This is a genomic window from Vibrio sp. MarTm2 (genome assembly GCF_027587055.1).
GTDB lineage: Bacteria > Pseudomonadota > Gammaproteobacteria > Enterobacterales > Vibrionaceae > Vibrio > Vibrio sinaloensis_D.
Genome location: NZ_JAPPTK010000002.1, coordinates 185,039 through 202,281, shown reverse-complemented (window position 1 = coordinate 202,281; position 17,243 = coordinate 185,039). Strand labels below are relative to the sequence as shown.

The 17,243-nt window shown below is 47.6% G+C and carries 11 protein-coding genes; 1 reads left to right on the top strand and 10 read right to left on the bottom strand.

Annotated features, from left to right (window positions below; genetic code table 11):
- Positions 1-16 precede the first annotated feature (16 nt).
- From purF to fabB, 10 genes are all read right to left on the bottom strand, one after another.
- On the bottom strand, positions 17-1,531 hold the full coding sequence (gene purF / locus OH458_RS05335) for an amidophosphoribosyltransferase (RefSeq protein ID WP_269977524.1): 1,515 nt from the start codon (positions 1,529-1,531) through the stop codon (positions 17-19).
- A gap of 35 nt (positions 1,532-1,566) precedes the next feature.
- A complete protein-coding gene (locus OH458_RS05330; protein ID WP_269977523.1) occupies positions 1,567-2,058 on the bottom strand; it encodes a CvpA family protein in 492 nt (163 codons plus the stop codon).
- A gap of 63 nt (positions 2,059-2,121) precedes the next feature.
- On the bottom strand, positions 2,122-2,673 hold the full coding sequence (locus OH458_RS05325; protein WP_269977522.1) for an SPOR domain-containing protein: 552 nt from the start codon (positions 2,671-2,673) through the stop codon (positions 2,122-2,124).
- Positions 2,674-3,939, bottom strand: a complete 1,266-nt coding sequence (gene folC / locus OH458_RS05320) for a bifunctional tetrahydrofolate synthase/dihydrofolate synthase (RefSeq protein ID WP_269977521.1) — start codon at positions 3,937-3,939, stop codon at positions 2,674-2,676.
- A gap of 44 nt (positions 3,940-3,983) precedes the next feature.
- On the bottom strand, positions 3,984-4,910 hold the full coding sequence (gene accD / locus OH458_RS05315; RefSeq protein WP_269977520.1) for an acetyl-CoA carboxylase, carboxyltransferase subunit beta: 927 nt from the start codon (positions 4,908-4,910) through the stop codon (positions 3,984-3,986).
- Between the two features lie 176 nt (positions 4,911-5,086).
- Positions 5,087-5,881, bottom strand: coding sequence for a tRNA pseudouridine(38-40) synthase TruA (gene truA / locus OH458_RS05310; protein ID WP_005471645.1), 795 nt, complete (start codon positions 5,879-5,881; stop codon positions 5,087-5,089).
- Positions 5,882-5,979: 98 nt separating this feature from the next.
- On the bottom strand, positions 5,980-11,253 hold the full coding sequence (locus OH458_RS05305; protein ID WP_269977519.1) for a FimV/HubP family polar landmark protein: 5,274 nt from the start codon (positions 11,251-11,253) through the stop codon (positions 5,980-5,982).
- A gap of 203 nt (positions 11,254-11,456) precedes the next feature.
- A complete protein-coding gene (locus OH458_RS05300; RefSeq protein WP_269977518.1) occupies positions 11,457-12,470 on the bottom strand; it encodes an aspartate-semialdehyde dehydrogenase in 1,014 nt (337 codons plus the stop codon).
- Positions 12,467-13,600: a 4-phosphoerythronate dehydrogenase gene (locus OH458_RS05295; RefSeq protein WP_039477388.1), complete on the bottom strand. Its 1,134-nt coding sequence runs from the start codon at positions 13,598-13,600 to the stop codon at positions 12,467-12,469. The genes OH458_RS05300 and OH458_RS05295 overlap by 4 nt, the downstream gene beginning before the upstream one ends.
- 248 nt (positions 13,601-13,848) lie before the next feature.
- Positions 13,849-15,060, bottom strand: a complete 1,212-nt coding sequence (gene fabB / locus OH458_RS05290; RefSeq protein WP_269977517.1) for a beta-ketoacyl-ACP synthase I — start codon at positions 15,058-15,060, stop codon at positions 13,849-13,851.
- Positions 15,061-15,188: 128 nt separating this feature from the next.
- On the opposite strand from fabB, the gene mnmC reads away from it, so the two are divergent.
- Positions 15,189-17,207: a bifunctional tRNA (5-methylaminomethyl-2-thiouridine)(34)-methyltransferase MnmD/FAD-dependent 5-carboxymethylaminomethyl-2-thiouridine(34) oxidoreductase MnmC gene (gene mnmC / locus OH458_RS05285; protein ID WP_269977516.1), complete on the top strand. Its 2,019-nt coding sequence runs from the start codon at positions 15,189-15,191 to the stop codon at positions 17,205-17,207.
- The last annotated feature ends 36 nt before the right edge of the window (positions 17,208-17,243 follow it).

Here is a 17,243-nt window from a genome sequence, read left to right as displayed (position 1 = left end):
AGTCTAACTCTTGCGTTTACGCGCCTTCGTTATGTAACTCTAGGTTAGCAAGTTCTTGTTGAATCTCACGCTGGACTTTCGCATCATCGTTGCGTAAAGACTCCAAAAACTCTAGATACTTCTGGTCGATATCTCCGGTGACATATTCGCCGTTAAACACAGATGTTTCGAAACGAGCAATGTCACTGTTACCAATGCCAACTGCTTCTACTAAATCTTCAAGCGTTTGGAAAATCAGTTCATCGGCACCAATCTGCTTACAGATTGCATCGTTATCGCGGCCATGAGCAATCAGCTCATTTGCGCTTGGCATATCGATACCGTAAACGTTCGGGAAACGAATTTCTGGGGCAGCAGAGACCATGAACACTTTCTTAGCACCTGAATCACGCGCCATTTCGATAATTTGCTCAGAGGTCGTACCGCGCACAATGGAGTCGTCCACGAGCAGGACATTCTTATCTTTAAATTCTGAACGAATCGCGTTGAGCTTGCGACGAACCGACTTTTTACGCTGCTGCTGACCAGGCATTATGAAGGTACGTCCAACATAACGGTTTTTCACAAAACCTTGACGATATGGTTTGTCAATCGCTTGAGCAATCTGCAGGGCAATATCGCACGATGTCTCTGGGATTGGAATAACCACATCAATATCTAAATGCGCGTACTCATCACGAATTCGATCACCAAGTTTCTTACCCATTTCTACTCGAGCACTGTACACCGAGATTTTATCGATAAACGAGTCAGGGCGAGCGAAATAAACAAACTCGAAGATACATGGGTTAAGTACTGGGTTGTCAGCGCACTGCTTGGTATGTAGCTCACCATCAAACGTAGCGTAGATCGCCTCACCAGGAGCCACATCACGAATGAAATCAAAACCAACCGCATCTAGTGCGACCGATTCAGAAGCCACCATGTATTCCGTACGACCTTCCACTTCACGCTTACCTAGGCATAGAGGGCGAATGCCATGTGGGTCACGGAAAGCAATCATACCATGGCCGATGATCATTGCCGTTACCGCGTACGCTCCGCGAATTGCACGGTGAACATTCGTTACAGCGCGGAAAACATCTTCGGCTGTCACATTGCCTTTAACCGTATCTATTTCATGCGCCAGTACGTTAAGCAATACTTCTGAATCCGACGTCGTGTTAAGGTGACGACGGTCTTTATCAAATAATTTCTGACGAATTTCATTGGCATTCGTTAGGTTACCGTTATGAGCCAACGTAATACCAAAAGGAGAGTTAACATAGAAAGGCTGCGCTTCAGACGCACTTGAGCTGCCTGCCGTTGGGTAGCGAACATGACCAATACCAACTGTGCCTTGCAGTCTTTGCATGTGCTTTGCTTCAAACACATCTTTCACCAAACCATTCGCCTTGCGCAGACGAAAACGATTGCTTTCTATGGTACAAATACCCGCGGCATCTTGGCCACGATGCTGCAAGACCGTCAATGCATCATAGATAGACTGGTTTACAGGCGTTGTGCCCACGATTCCAACAATACCACACATGTCCTAACCCTCGATTTTCGACAATGGCTGACGCGCTAAAGCGCGTCAGATAAGAAACTTGATGTTGCTTGTAAGTGTTCAAAGAACGGAGCAATGATGTGCTTAAACTGCGGCACCAATTGCGAGCCCTCAAACCACTCCGTATCTGGAAACGATGTAAACGTATCCAGAAAAAATAGTGCAGCCGAGACAATCAGAACACCGCGTAAAGCACCAAACACAATACCCAGTACTCGGTCAGTTCCTGATAAGCCTGTTTTTTGCACCAATTGTCCGATCACGTAGTTCACGACCGCTCCAACAATGAGTGTTGCTACAAACAAGGCTGCAATCGCCGCTCCGTTTCGAAACATCTCATCTTGGATATTGGTAAAGTACACCGCTAACTTTGCGTAGTACTGACTGGCGATAAAAAAAGCGCCAAACCAAATCACTAATGACAACGCTTCTTTAGCGAAACCACGAACTAAACTGATCAAAGCCGAAAGGCCGATCACACTTAAAATGACAATATCTAACGGATTCATTCTTTACTTACATCTTAAGTTGGCGCGCATTTTAACAGAAAAAACGCTGACGCAAACGTTTTCTTATGGGTTTAGTGGTTTAAATTTGAGCAATTGACCTTTTGAGCCGGTAATTTTTTCGAGTTCAATCACTTGGCGTTCAAGTTTGCTCTTCGACACATCTGGGCCGATTATTACTCGCGTAAAATTGTTCTCTGGCTTCGCATGCGCTTGATAGCCACGCTTTTGCAGATCTTTGACAAGGTTCTTCGCATTGTCAGCATTTTTGAGGGCCATCAACTGAATGATCCACGCGTTTTCTTGATACTCATTACGCTGCGGAATTTCCTTAACGATAACAGGTAACGGTTCTTCTTTTGCCCCTTCGGACTGTGCTAGAGAAGTGTCCTCAAGCGTCACCTCTACTGGTGTTTCGGGTAAACTCGCAGAGTCGTCAATGGGGTCAAGAACTTCGAATGACTCAAGATCATTGCCGACTTCAGGTTTAATCGGAATACTCGCAATCTCTTCTTTGTAATGTGTTTTCTTACCATCTAAGACATCAGGTAAAACAATCACCCCAATTGCAACCAAGATGATGGTACCGACTAAACGGCTTTGAAACTTACTGGCCATTTACTCTCCTTTTCTTTCCCAGTGTTCAAGCACTTCCCCTACCGTGTGGAAAGAGCCTACCACGAGGATGACATCTTCGGGGGCCGCGTGTGTCATTGCCGCATCAAAAGCAGCCATAGGGGATTCAAACTGGACATTGCCTGCGGGTAGGTGCTGACAAAGCTCATCCGCCGTTGCTGCTCTTGGTCCAGTGAGTGACGCCGGATACCAGTGCGTCGCAATTGGCGTTAGTGCTTCAAGCGTTGCTTTAATGTCTTTGTCATGCAGCATCGCGACCACTGCATGTATCGTTTTGCCAGGGTATTGTCGGTGAACGCGGCCAACTAAGTACTCCGCAGAGTGCGGGTTATGAGCGACATCAAGCAAAACGGTTGGCGAATGATTGATGATTTGCATTCGACCAGGAAGCTGAGCGTTGTTCAATCCGTTGACGATGTTAACGTCTGTGATGTCTAGATTCGCTGTTGCAAGCGCCATTAACGCCGTGGCAGCATTTTGCAAAGGTAAACTCGGTATAGGGAGCGCTTCGAGGTCATAAGACCCATGAGTCCACGTCCACTCGGTTTCGGAAGTTTGCTCATATCGGTATTGAATATCGACTTGATAAAGCTCAGCACCGATGTCATCTGCGTGTGCAGCGACGGTAGAAGGCGCTTTTGGCTGACCGCAAATAGCGGGTTTACCACTACGGTAGATCCCTGCTTTTTCGAAACCAATCACATTGATGTCATCGCCAAGCCAATCGATGTGGTCGAGAGCAAGGCTGGTGATCACAGACACATCGTGAGCAACAACATTAGTCGCATCCAAGCGCCCACCAAGACCAACCTCAAGCAAAACAACATCGACTTTTTCAGTTTGAAATAACCGTAAAGCGGCCAAAGTGCCATACTCAAAGAAACTTAAACTGATATCACCACGCTGCTGTTCAACAAAGTCAAAGGCTTCGGTGTGCTTTTCATCGCTTAAATCTTGGCCATTGATTCGAACCCGTTCATTGTAACGAATCAAATGAGGAGAGCTGTAGACACCAACGGAATAGCCAGCATCAAGTAAGATGGCTTCCATTAATGCACAAGTAGAACCTTTGCCGTTGGTTCCTGCAACAGTGATAACGGTAGGTGCGGGTTTGGTAAGATTGGCAGACTCTGCCACGGCTTGAACACGTTCTAAACCAAGATCAATGGCAGACGTATGGATATTTGCTAAATAATGAAGCCACATCGAAAGTGGGGATGTGGCTTGAGGAATTTGGGTTTGACTCATCTAACTAAAACCAAAAATTAGTGGTGGTTTGTTAGTGTGTTACTTTACCCTTTTTCTTCTACTTCTGGTACATCATAGTGCGCTTCATTTGGCGAATCATTCACAGAAACTACCAAAGGCGACGCTTGGTTGGTCATTTTAGCCAATAGACTACCGATACGCTGACGCATTTCACGACGGTCGACGATCATATCAATCGCACCGTGCTCAAGTAAGAACTCACTACGCTGGAAGCCTTCTGGTAGATCTTCACGAACCGTTTGTTCGATAACACGACGACCAGCGAAACCAATCAGAGCTTTAGGCTCACCGATGTTCACATCACCAAGCATTGCAAGACTCGCAGAGACACCGCCCATAGTTGGATCTGTCATCACTGAGATAAACGGCAAACCTTTCGCTGATAAACGCTCTAACGCCGCACTGGTTTTGGCCATTTGCATTAGCGACATCAGTGCCTCTTGCATACGTGCGCCGCCACTTGCTGAGAAACAAACAAGACCGCAATTGTTTTCCATTGCTGCTTCCACAGCACGAACAAAACGAGCACCAACAACAGAGCCCATTGAACCGCCCATAAAGGAAAACTCAAACGCACAGGCGATAACCGGTAAACCAAGTAGCTCACCTTTCATAACCACAAGCGCGTCTTTTTCGCCGCTACTCTTTTGAGCCGCTGACAAACGATCTTTGTATTTCTTTGAGTCTTTGAACTTCAGTTTATCTTTCGGCTCTAACTCATCTGCTAGTTCAACGCGCTCACCTTCATCTAGAAACGTTTCTAGGCGACGACGAGCCTTCATGCGCATGTGATGGTCACATTTTGGACACACTTCTAGGTTACGCTCTAGCTCAGCGTGATATAGCACTTGTTCACATGACGTACATTTCGTCCATACACCTTCTGGAATAGAAGCTTTGCGTGAACTACCGATGTTGCTTTTTTCTAAAATCTTTTCAAGCCAACTCATGGAAGACCTTTTCTCTACTACTCCCGCGCAAAGTGCGAAGGATACAAATTCTGAATTTATGCGTGAGGATTAAAGCATATAAAATGCCAGCTGTGCACAAAAAACTGGTTGTACCTATTTTCTGTACCTATCTCTCACACCCTAAACAACTGATTGTTTCGACAATTTAACACGAATTAGTTCAAGTTATCGGGCAAAAATAGTGGCCCAATCGGCACTCTTGGCAATTCAAACTCTTCAGGGTAATCCACATCGACTAGGTACAACCCTTCCGCTTTTGCTGTTGCACCTGCGAGCTTGCGATCTTTCGCCCCAAGCAACCATTGAATCCATTCAGGCTCTTGCTCGCCACGACCAACACAAATCAGACTGCCTGTAATATTGCGAACCATGTGGTGAACAAACGCATTGGCTTTAATATCAATCACCACGTACTGGTTATGCCGTGTGACATTAATGTGCATCATATTGCGCCAAGGACTACGTGATTGACAGTGGGTCGCTCGAAACGAAGTAAAATCGTTTTCACCAAGTAAGTATTGTGCCGCTAAATGCATTTTCTTTTCATCTAGCTCACCATGATAGTGGCTTACACCCGTAGAGAGGATGCCTGGTCGTAGCGCGCTATTAAAGATAATGTAGCGATAGCGACGCGCGGTTGCAGTAAAGCGCGCATGAAACTCTTCAGGCACTTCTTTCGCCCAACGCACGGCAATATCACCGGGAAGATTCGCATTGGCGCCCATTGTCCAAGCCACCATTTTACGGCTTGCCGTCGTATCAAAGTGGACCACTTGACCTGTACCGTGCACACCTGCATCTGTTCGGCCTGCACATTGAACTTCGACCGGATGGTTTGCGACAACACTCAGCGCTTTCTCCAATTCCTCTTGAACGCTTTTCACGTCTTGTTGACGCTGCCAACCATAGTATTGAGTACCGTTGTATTCGATACCTAAAGCTATTCTCATCAGGGGATCTCTCAGGGTCTGCTCAGTAAGGGCGGCAAGTATAAACACTTTCCAGAAAAAAAATAAGGGGGACGCCTGTCCCCCTTGAGTTTGATTGGTTAGCTGCGGTTTATATCGTCGATTAAGCGTTTTGCTTCGCGTCGAATTTCATCGCTTCCATCTACAATGGCTTCTTCAAGTAACTTTTTCGCTCCTTGAGCGTCGTTCATTTCCATGTAAATTTTAGCGAGATCCAGTTTTCCCGCAGCCTCTGCATTTGAGTCAACATCTTCACTGCCAATATCACCGATAACGTCAGGGAAATCATTCAGACCAACATCAAGCTTCAGCGAGTCATCAATCTCTTGTGCTTCTTCGGCGTCCACTTCCGCCATCAGTTCATCAATGGTTCGGAACTGGTTTTCTCGAGGATTGAAATCGTCGAGTGATTGTTGGTCTTCCCAATTTTCATCAAGAACTTGAGCTTGCTCTGGAAGGTTTTCTTGAGACCAAATATCTTGCTCTTCTTCTGGAATATCATCACTGATTTGCGCTTGTTGATCATCAGACAGTGTAAATCCATTCCAATCTTCTCCACCCACTTCCAACATAGCGTCGATGTCCATACCAGCACTATCTGACGTTGTCGCATCAATTGGGTTATCAAATGAGAAGCTTGCCGTTTGGTTCTCTTCTGTATCAGAGAGCAGTTCATCAAACGCTTGTTCATCGAACTCGCTTTCAGACAAACCTTCAACCGATTCTGTTGCGTCTTCCAAATCTGGAAGTTCAATATCATCAAGATTGAAGCTTGTCTCATCATCTTGCTCAGAGAGTTCTTCACTGCTCTCACTGAACATATCCGCAAGCGCGTCTTGCTCGTCGTACTCAGGAAGGTCGAGATCGTCTAGCTCAATAGATTCGTCAACAGGCTCAGCGCTTGGCTCCACATCAGCTTGCTCTGCTGCTGGCATCTCTGGCTCTGACGCCATATCCGCCAGCGCGTCTTCTTCGCTGTATTCTGGAAGGTCGAGGTCGTCTAACTCAATAGATTCGTCAACAGGCTCAGCGCTTGGCTCCACATCAGCTTGCTCTGCTGCTGGCACCTCTGGCTCTGACGCCATATCCGCCAGCGCGTCTTCTTCGCTGTATTCAGGAAGATCGAGGTCGTCTAGCCCAATAGATTCGTCTGCAGGCTCAGCGCTTGGCTCAACCTCCGATTGCTCTGCTGCTGGCAACTCTGGCTCTGACGCCATATCCGCTAGCGTGTCTTCTTCGCTGTATTCAGGAAGGTCGAGATCGTCTAGCTCAATAGATTCGTCGGCAGACTCGCCGCTTGGCTCAACCTCCGATTGCTCTGCTGTTGGCACCTCTGGCTCTGACGCCATATCCGCCAGCGCGTCTTCTTCGCTGTATTCAGGAAGATCGAGGTCGTCTAGCCCAATAGATTCGTCTGCAGGCTCAGCGCTTGGCTCCACATCAGCTTGCTCTGCTGCTGGCATCTCTGGCTCTAGCGCCATATCCGCCAGCGCCTCTTCTTCGCTGTATTCGGGAAGGTCTAAATCGTCTAGCTCAATGGATTCATCGACAGGCTCAGTGCTTGGCTCCAAGTCCGATTGATCTGCCGCTGGCATCTCTGGCTCTGACGCCATGTCCGCCAGCGCGTCTTCTTCGCTGTATTCAGGAAGGTCTAGATCGTCTAGTTCAATGGATTCATCGGCAGACTCAGCGCTTGGCTCCACATCAGCTTGCTCTGCTGCTGGCATCTCTGGCTCTAGCGCCATATCCGCCAGCGCGTCTTCTTCGCTGTATTCTGGAAGGTCTAGATCGTCTAGTTCAATAGATTCGTCAACAGACTCAGCGCTTGGCTCCACATCAGCTTGCTCTTCTGCTGGCATCTCTGGCTCTGGCTCTGGCGCCATGTCCGCCAGTGCGTCTTCTTCGCTGTATTCAGGAAGATCGAGGTCGTCTAGCTCAATGGATTCATCGGCAGACTCAGCGCTTGGCTCCACATCAGCTTGCTCTTCTGCTGGCATCTCTGGCTCTGACGCCATATCGGCCAGCGCGTCTTCTTCGCTGTATTCAGGAAGATCGAGCTCGTCTAGCTCAATGGATTCATCAACAGACTCTGCGCTTACATCAGAAGAAGGCGCTTCTTGTGACAATGATGCAATTGAGTCTTCCTGAGCAATTGCTTGTTCAGGTTCATCTACTAACCAGTCATCATCTTGCGGAATACCAAACTCGTTTGGAATCGCTTCTGGCATTGGTGGGCGACTTTCGTCCACTTCTGGAGTCTCTGAAGTCTCTGGAGTCTCTGGAGTCTCTGGAGTCTCTGGAGTCTCTGGAGTCTCTGGAGTCTCTGGAGTCTCTGGAGTCTCTGGAGTCTCTGGAGTCTCTGGAGTCTCTGGAGTCTCTGGAGTCTCTGGAGTCTCTTTAGATGGTGCCTGTGCTTGCTCTTGTTGTGCAAGTGTATCTTCTTGCTCTACAGCAATGTTTTCTTCGCCGCTAACAGGCAAAGGCTCATCTAGCTCCTTGTGCAATTCGTCTTCCTGCTCAAGGCTTGGTTGGGTATCCTGAGGGGATTCAACTTCATCAATCGCAGCGGTCAGCCAATCGTCGTCCTCATCGTTGCTTGATGATACGTCGACATCTTGTTGCTCATTGGCCGACTCATCGATGATCGATTCGTCATCGTTTGCTAATGCTTGTTCGATGGTGTCAACGTCTGGGCTTTCAACTTCTTCTATCGCCGCCGTTAGCCAGTCATCTTCGTCATCTTCTGGCTCTGGCTCTGGCTCTGGCTCTGGCTCTGGCTCTGGCTCTGGCTCTGGCTCTGGCTCTGGCTCTGGCTCTGGCTCTGCAAGTGTTTGTGCGTCATCCGACAAGTCAACGGAAATGTCGTCTAGTTCAGAGCTTGGTTGCGTGTCAACAAGGTCATCGAGGTCGAGCTCATCCAGAAGAGGGTCGGCTTCAGGGGCAACACTCAACATGTCATCCATAAAGTCTTGGCTAGAGAAGTCTGCAGAGGTCTCTAGCGTTTGTGGCTCTTCATTCAACGGCTCGAGGTTATTCTCAGAATCAGCTTCAGAGTCAATCTGCGCAGTTTCATCTAATAAACTGGCAATATCTGACTCATCAAGTGATTCATCACTTGCCTCAGGTTGTTCGTTATCTAATAAGTAGTCTTCAGCGCTTAACTCTTGATCCTGCTCTGCAGGAGACTCTTCAGCCAGAGGTTGCTCTTCCAACTCTTGTGGTTGGCTCGCTTCGGTGATATCGGCTTCAGGCTCAGGTTGCGCATCGTCTTGTAGATTCTGCTTTTCAATCTCAAGCAACTCTTCAAATAGATCGGTTCCTTCATCACCTAACGACTCTTCTTCATCTGCACTGTCAAAAAGTTCGTCAAGTAAATCTGTACTATCATCAAGCGAGCTCGACTCTTCACTGACTGCATCGGCGCCAATCAGCTCATCTAACTCGCCATCAAGATTAAACTCGTCACTCTCTTCAGACTCATCAACCAACTCATCCAGCAGGTCGGTGCTTTCAGTGTCAATGGCCGATTCGTCATCATTTAGGCCGATCAGTTCGTCAAAGAGGTCTTCACCTTCCAACTCTGAAGCTGGTTGTTCTGGCTCTTCAACGTTATCCGCCAGCAACTCATCAAGAAGATCTGTGCTATTTTCATCAATCGCAGTGGTCTCTTCCTCAAGCATCTCATCGAGGAGAGCCGTTTCATCGATTGAATTGGCTTCAAGTGTTTCTAAGTCAGCCTGAGCTTCCATCTGAGCGAAAATATCGTCGATTTCACTATCGGAGGCCAAACTCGGCTCTTCTAGCGATGTTTCGTCTTCATCACTAAGATCGAAGTCGTCCCCTTCATCTAGCAAATTATCGAAATCTAAACTTTCATTGCCATCATCTTCGATCTCACTGAACAGATCATCCAACATTGATTGGTCAAGACTACCGCCATCAAGCTCTTCCGACTCACCGTCTTCAGCAAGCAATGAGTCGAGCGCTTCTTGCGACATATCGCCTTCATCAGAGAGATCGAAACCTTCGTCATCTCCGTCATCGATCACGACTTCGTCCAGCGCACGCTCCATCTCTTCTAGACCGAGCGCTTTGTCGTCGCTGTTGACACTGATGCCGCTAGAGCCCATATCACCATCAGTGAGGGATTCATCTAGATCCCCATCGTCACCGATACCCGCGAATGGGTCATCGCCGTCCTCACCTTCTAGGTTAAAATCTAAATCGCTATCGTCCAAATCAGCGAAGACATCATCTTCGTCCGATTTACCTAATTCACCTTCATCACCAAACAAGGCTTCATCGTCATTTGAGTCGCCGAACAGATCGTCATCGAGTAACAAATCATCATCGATGTCTTCATTCATCGTTTCTGCGGCAACCGGAGCAACGGTTTGAGGTTGCGGCGTCTCCTGCTGAGCCTCTGGCGCACTCTCTTCTTGCTTATTACGGCGGCCAAGTAGCATAACCACTAACAAGCCGATAAGTAGCCCAGGAATAATTGCGAGCGCAGCCACCAACCAAGTGTTGGAGAAGAATTTATCGAGAGACGAAGGCGCCATTTTTTGCTCTTCCGCAACACGCATTCTCTCTGCTTCTAACAGTTTTTCGACTTCGTTGCGGATGCGTTCTTCATCACCGAGCTCGTCTTTAAGCACGTCAACTTCTGACTGAACCTGCGCTAGCATTAATCGAAGCTTGTGGTTCTTTTCTTCTAGCGCCATTAGCTCGCCTTCGGAGCTTTCTAGTTGGCGCTCTAGCGTATTGACCTGCGCGGTCTTTTCCTGCTGAGCAATTTGCTCAAGTGGCGTTTCAGGCTTTGTCTCAACAACGGCTTCAGTCTTTGGTGGAGTAGAGGTGCTAGCCTCAGTCACTGGAGCTTCAGGTGCACTCGGTTGAACCGCCGTTGGCGTTGAATTTTGAGTCACCTGTTCTAATCGAGCTTTGTGCGCCGCCATAACATTAACGGCTTGCTGAGTGGAAACGCCTTGAATCTGCGCTAGTGATGGAACACGCAGTGTGCTGCCTGGTATGAGTTCATGGATGTTCTGGTTGTCAAACGCTTGAGGGTTAAGCTGGAAAATGGAATAAAGCGTTTGTTGAATTGAAACAGACGTATTGGGGCGCAGTTGAGTAGCGATTCCCCATAAGGTTTCTTGCCCTGTTGTTGGGCCATAGAAAAGAGAAGGCTCTGCACTGCGCAGGCCATTAGATACAGACTCAGAGAATTGAGGAGACGATTGGATCTCGCCATTCGGTCCCTTTAGGCGGATACTCTCTGCGCTTACGATAGATGTTTGAGTCACGGCAACCATTGCGAGTGGCAATAGTAGACGCTGTAGAAGTCGACGCATATAAGGCTCAGCTATGTGCTCAATTAATTTAAATATACAGTGATCTGTTAAATATATCGGATAAAGCGGGCAAAACTATAGATATAGAACCAAAAAATGTGTGGCTAAAGCGATAATCGCAGTAATCTCACACATTTTTTCTTTAATCGATTAAAAAAGCCTCACACAACGGTGAGGCTTTGACAATCGTATCAATATGCAAATCAGTAGTAATCGCGGATCAGCACTTCTGCAATCTGCACGGCATTGGTTGCCGCCCCTTTACGAACGTTGTCAGCAACCACCCACAAGTTCACGCCACTGTGATGGCTGATGTCATTGCGAATACGACCAACCATTACGTGATCTTTACCGCCTGCATCACGCACTTGCGTTGGGAAATCTTCTCCTTGGAATACTTCAATACCGTCAGTATTTTCAAGTAAGTTGATCACTTCTTGAGCATCGATTGGCGCACAGGTTTCTAGGTGAATGGCTTCTGCATGACCGTAGAAAACCGGCACACGAACGCACGTTGGGTTCACTGTGATAGCTGGATCGTTGAAGATTTTTTGCGTCTCCCACACCATTTTCATTTCTTCACGGGTGTAGCCGTTCTCCATGAACTGATCGATTTGTGGAATACAGTTGAATGCAATCTGTTGAGAGAACTGATTATTTTCTGCTGGCATACCGTTCAACAGTTTTGCTGTTTGTCCTGCAAGCTCATCAATACCCGCTTTGCCAGCACCAGAAACAGATTGATATGTCGAAACGTTGATTCGCTCGATACCTACTGCATCATGAATTGGTTTTAGTGCCACCAGCATTTGGATGGTTGAGCAGTTCGGGTTAGCAATGATATTGCGGTTACGAAACTCGGCGATCGCTTCTGGGTTCACTTCTGGAACCACGAGCGGGATATCGTATTCGTAACGGAACTGCGAGGTGTTATCGATCACGATCACGCCTTCATCTGCGGCGATTGGCGCCCATTCTGCAGATAGCTCTCCGCCTGCAGAGAATAGGGCAATGTGCGCTTGAGACCAATCAAACTCTTCGACGTTTTGTACGCGAACTGTCTTACCATTGAAGCGGTAGGTCTTGCCTTCACTACGCTCACTGGCTAGAAGAAAGATCTCACCGACAGGGAATTTGCGCTCTTGAAGCACTTCCAAAATTGTTTCACCGACCGCACCGGTCGCACCTAAAACGGCAACATTATACTGTTGGCTCATTGACTTACCTCAACCTGAAAACCTAATTTAGCCAGTGGCGCTAAGTTACATGACTCATCACCGACTAGCGTGACCGCGCTGTACTCTCGACGATCCCAGTAATTTTTACGCATCAGGTCAAATGAACCTGGCTTACTGATTTCTCGACGGAACAAGGCGTCATCTTTACGCACATCATAGATTAACTGCGTGATGTTGTGCAGCGTTGCTTCATCCCACGCTCTGTCCAGTACCATAGTAGGAACAGGCGCGGTTGGCAGCAAATCACTGGCATGCGCATGTAATTCGTTGTTTAAGAACTCGCAGTAACTATTAAAGATCATCGTCGTACCGCGAGCTTTCCCTTCGAGGCCATAGCCTGCAACATGAGGGGTTGCGAATGCTAGCAGAGGCAGAAGCTCCATATCAACCTCTGGTTCGAATTCAAATACATCCAGCGCTGCAATAAAGCCATCATTTCGCTGTAAACGCGCTTTCAACGCAGCGTTATCGACCACAGGGCCACGTGCTGCATTGATCAGAATCTGATCGCCACGCAGTTGCTCCAAACGCGCCGAATCAAGAATATGGTGAGTTGGATACTCACCGTCACGAGTGATCGGAGTGTGCAGTGTGATGATGTCAGCTTGCTCCAACAGGGTATCAAGCTCAGTAAATTCACGTGGGTCGCCCGCTGCCTGTTTAGGCGGATCGTTGATCAATACATTTAAACCGATACCTTCAAGGCATTGCTGAAGGTAGCTTCCCACTTGTCCTGCACCAATGATACCTATGGTTTTATCAAACACAGAGAAACCATGCTGCTGAGCCAATACCATCATCACGCTAAACGCATATTCAGCCACGCCAACTTTGTTGCAGCCAGGTGCCGCCGTAAAAAAGATGCCTTTCTCTGTCAGCAAAGCTTGGTCAACGTGATCCATACCTGCGGTTGCGGTGCCAACAAACTTCAGTTTATTGGCTTTAGAAATGAGTTCTGCGTTAACTTTAGTGACTGAACGAATCATCAATGCATCGACATCAATCAGATCATCGGCGGTAAGTGTTCGACCAGGCTTTAAGACTACCTCACCAAGCTGACTAAAAAGCTGCTCGGCGTAAGGCATATTTTCATCGATAAGGATTTTCATGACTTTAAATGCGCGACTTTCATGTGAAGTGTAAAAAATTTATTTGATTGTGCAGAAAAGCACTCACGGTGTCGAGGTGATTGTTGAGCAGAAAGAAAAATGCCCGGCATTAAGCCGGGCAAAGTTCCAGAACAAAAGGATCCTGACCCGCTCTCCATGGGTCAGAGTCTGCGTCTGTTCGACCAGTACTAACAAAAGAACCAGTCAGCTCTGGAAACTGGATTGCCGAGATAACTCAGCAAGTTCAGTTAGCCTTGGTACTTCTTGATAACTAGAGTTGCGTTAGTACCACCAAAACCAAAACTGTTAGACATTACTGTGGTCAATTCTACATCGCGTTTTTCTGTTACGATATCAAGACCTTGAGCAGCTTCGTCTAGATTCTCGACATTGATACTTGGTCCGACAAAGTTGTTGTCTAGCATCAGTGTTGAGTAAATTGCTTCATGCACGCCAGCTGCACCTAGTGCGTGACCTGTCATTGCTTTTGTTGCGGAGATTGCAGGGCTGCTCTCACCGAATAGCTCTTGAATAGCACCAAGCTCTTTCACGTCGCCAACCGGCGTTGAAGTGCCGTGAGTGTTGATGTAGTCGATACCGTCAACATCTTGCATTGCCATCTTCATACAACGCACCGCACCTTCACCTGATGGCGCAACCATGTCGTAGCCATCAGAAGTCGCACCGTAGCCCACGATCTCACCGTAGATTTTCGCGCCACGAGCCAATGCGTGCTCAAGTTCTTCAACCACTAGCATGCCGCCGCCACCAGAGATAACGAAACCATCGCGGTTTGCATCGTAGGTACGAGAGGCTTTCTCAGGCGTTTCATTGTACTTAGTCGACAGTGCACCCATCGCATCAAACATCATGGTTTGAGACCAATCTAGCTCTTCGCCACCACCTGCGAATACGATGTCTTGCTTACCAAGTTGGATTAGCTCCATCGCGTGACCAATACAGTGAGCAGACGTCGCACACGCAGAGCTCATTGAGTAGTTCACACCACGAATTTTAAATGGAGTAGCTAGACATGCAGAAACCGTTGAAGACATTGTACGAGGTACCATGTAAGGACCTACGCGTTTCACGCCTTTCGCGCGCATGGTATCTACTGCCAGTGCTTGGTTTAGCGCAGAAGCACCACCAGAGCCTGCAACGATACCTGTACGTTCGTTTGATACTTGGTCTTCAGATAGGCCAGCGTCTTCAATCGCTTGCTGCATGGATAGGTATGCATACGCAGCCGCATCACCCATAAAGCGCATCTGTTTGCGATCAATGTGCTCAGCAGGATTGATTTTTAGATCACCCCAAACTTGAGAACGAAGACCTTGCTCTTTGAACTGCTCAGAGGCAGTAATACCAGATTTACCTTCTTGTAGAGACGCTAAAACTTCTTCGACGTTGTTACCGATACTTGAAACAATACCCATACCGGTGATTACGACACGTTTCATTATGACATTCCTATAATTCTAAAATCCGCTAGATAATAACTAAGTTACCCCGGAAAAGTGGTCAGCTTTCCCATAAATCCGTACAATCGCACCAACTTTATTGCCTTTATCACAAAAAATCAGACGCTATGACCTCGATTACCAATGCACAACTTGACTGGAATGACGCTGGCACCCCCGTTTCTGACCAATTTGACGATGTCTATTTTTCTAACGTTAATGGGTTAGAAGAAACTCGTTACGTGTTTTTACAGCAAAATCATCTGCCACAACGTTGGCAAGAATTTGACCAACAACGCTTTGTGATTGGTGAAACGGGTTTTGGTACTGGGCTTAATTTTCTGGCTGTTTGGCAATGGTTCAATCAATTTAGGCTGCAAAACCCGCAAGCTCCACTAAAAGAGCTGCATTTTATCAGTTTTGAGAAGTACCCCCTAAGTAAAGCCGATCTCATCAAAGCGCATGAAGCGTGGCCAGAACTTGCAGACTTCGCTCAGAAACTTCAGCAGCACTACCCTATCGCAGTGCCTGAATGTCACCGTATCGTGCTTGAAGATGGCGCGATCACCCTTGATTTGTGGTTTGGTGATATCAAAGACTGCATGCCCAAAGTTCCAGTCACAGAGAACGGCATCATTGATGCTTGGTTCCTTGATGGCTTTGCGCCAAGCAAAAATCCGGAAATGTGGAACCAAGATCTATTTAACGGCATGGCAAGCTTAGCCAAAGAGGATTGTAGCTGCGCGACGTTCACCGCCGCTGGTTTCGTACGCCGAGGATTGATCGAAGCCGGTTTCGAGATGAAAAAGGTTAAAGGTTTTGGCACTAAGCGAGAAATGATTGCTGGTACGTTGAACCAACGAGTAAAAAACAGCAACATCAAGCCTTGGTTTGCTCGTAGCCAGAGTAGTAAAGCCGAATCGATTGCTATTATTGGTGGTGGCATCGCCAGCGCGACCCTCGCCACAACGCTGATTCGCCGCGGTAAATCTGTCACCCTATACTGCCAAGATGAGGAGCCTGCACAAGGGGCATCGGGCAATCGACAAGGCGCCGTTTATCCATTACTGAATGGCTCACACAGTGGCGTTTCTCGCGTTTTTGCGCCTGGTTTTCTTTTTGCACGTCAGTTCGTAGAGCAAGCTGCGGACAACATTGATTTTGACCATGATTGGTGCGGCGTCACACAGTTGATGTGGGACGAATCATCAAGCAAAAAACTCGATAAGATGCTAGAAGGCAATTTTGACGCCCAACTCATCCATAAGCTTTCCCCTGAAAAAACCAGCGAAATGATTGGATTGCCCATTGATATGTCGAGCGTCCACTACCCGCTCGCAGGTTGGTTGTGCCCGTTCCAATTAACCCAAGGGCTTTTCTCCCATTTATCGCAGAGCGGTCAGTTCACTGCGCATTTTGATTGCAAGGTTGACTCTTTAGAGTGGAACGAAGAGACGCAAGCTTGGATTGTGGCCTCGGGAGACAACACCTTCCAACACGACACAGTAGTGATTGCTAATGGCCATCAATTTGACGAACTGATGCAAACGGCCAAAGTGCCACTAGGGCAAGTCAAAGGCCAAGTCAGCCATATACCAACCACGGATGCTCTAAAGAATCTGAAAACGGTATTGTGCTACGACGGGTATATGACGCCGGTTAATCCCAATAACGGGCACCACTGCATTGGCGCGAGCTATGATCGTTCAAATTTAGACAACGTATTTGACCCTGTCGCTCAACAGGAAAACGGCGACAAGCTCCGTCACTGCATTCCAAACCAAACTTGGCCACAAGAGGTCGATACTACCAGCAACCAATCACGCCAAGGTATTCGCTGCGTCAGTCGTGACCACTTGCCGTTTGTTGGCAACGTTGGCCAGTTCGAACAGATCTTGGATGCGTATCAGGATTTAAACCAAAAACACGACGATCAAATTGAACCGGTTCCTCAGTACGACAACTTGTTCTGCTTACTTGGTTTGGGCTCACGCGGATTGAGCTCAGCACCGTTAATGGCAGAAACGTTGGCTTCGCAGATCTGTGGCGACCCGCTTCCCTTGCCTGTCGATGTATTGGAGCAACTCCACCCAAGTCGAATGTGGGTTCGAAAGCTGAAAAAAGGCAAAGCTATTACCGAACTGTAAACAACGGCTAAAAAAGAAAAGGAACGCATATGCGTT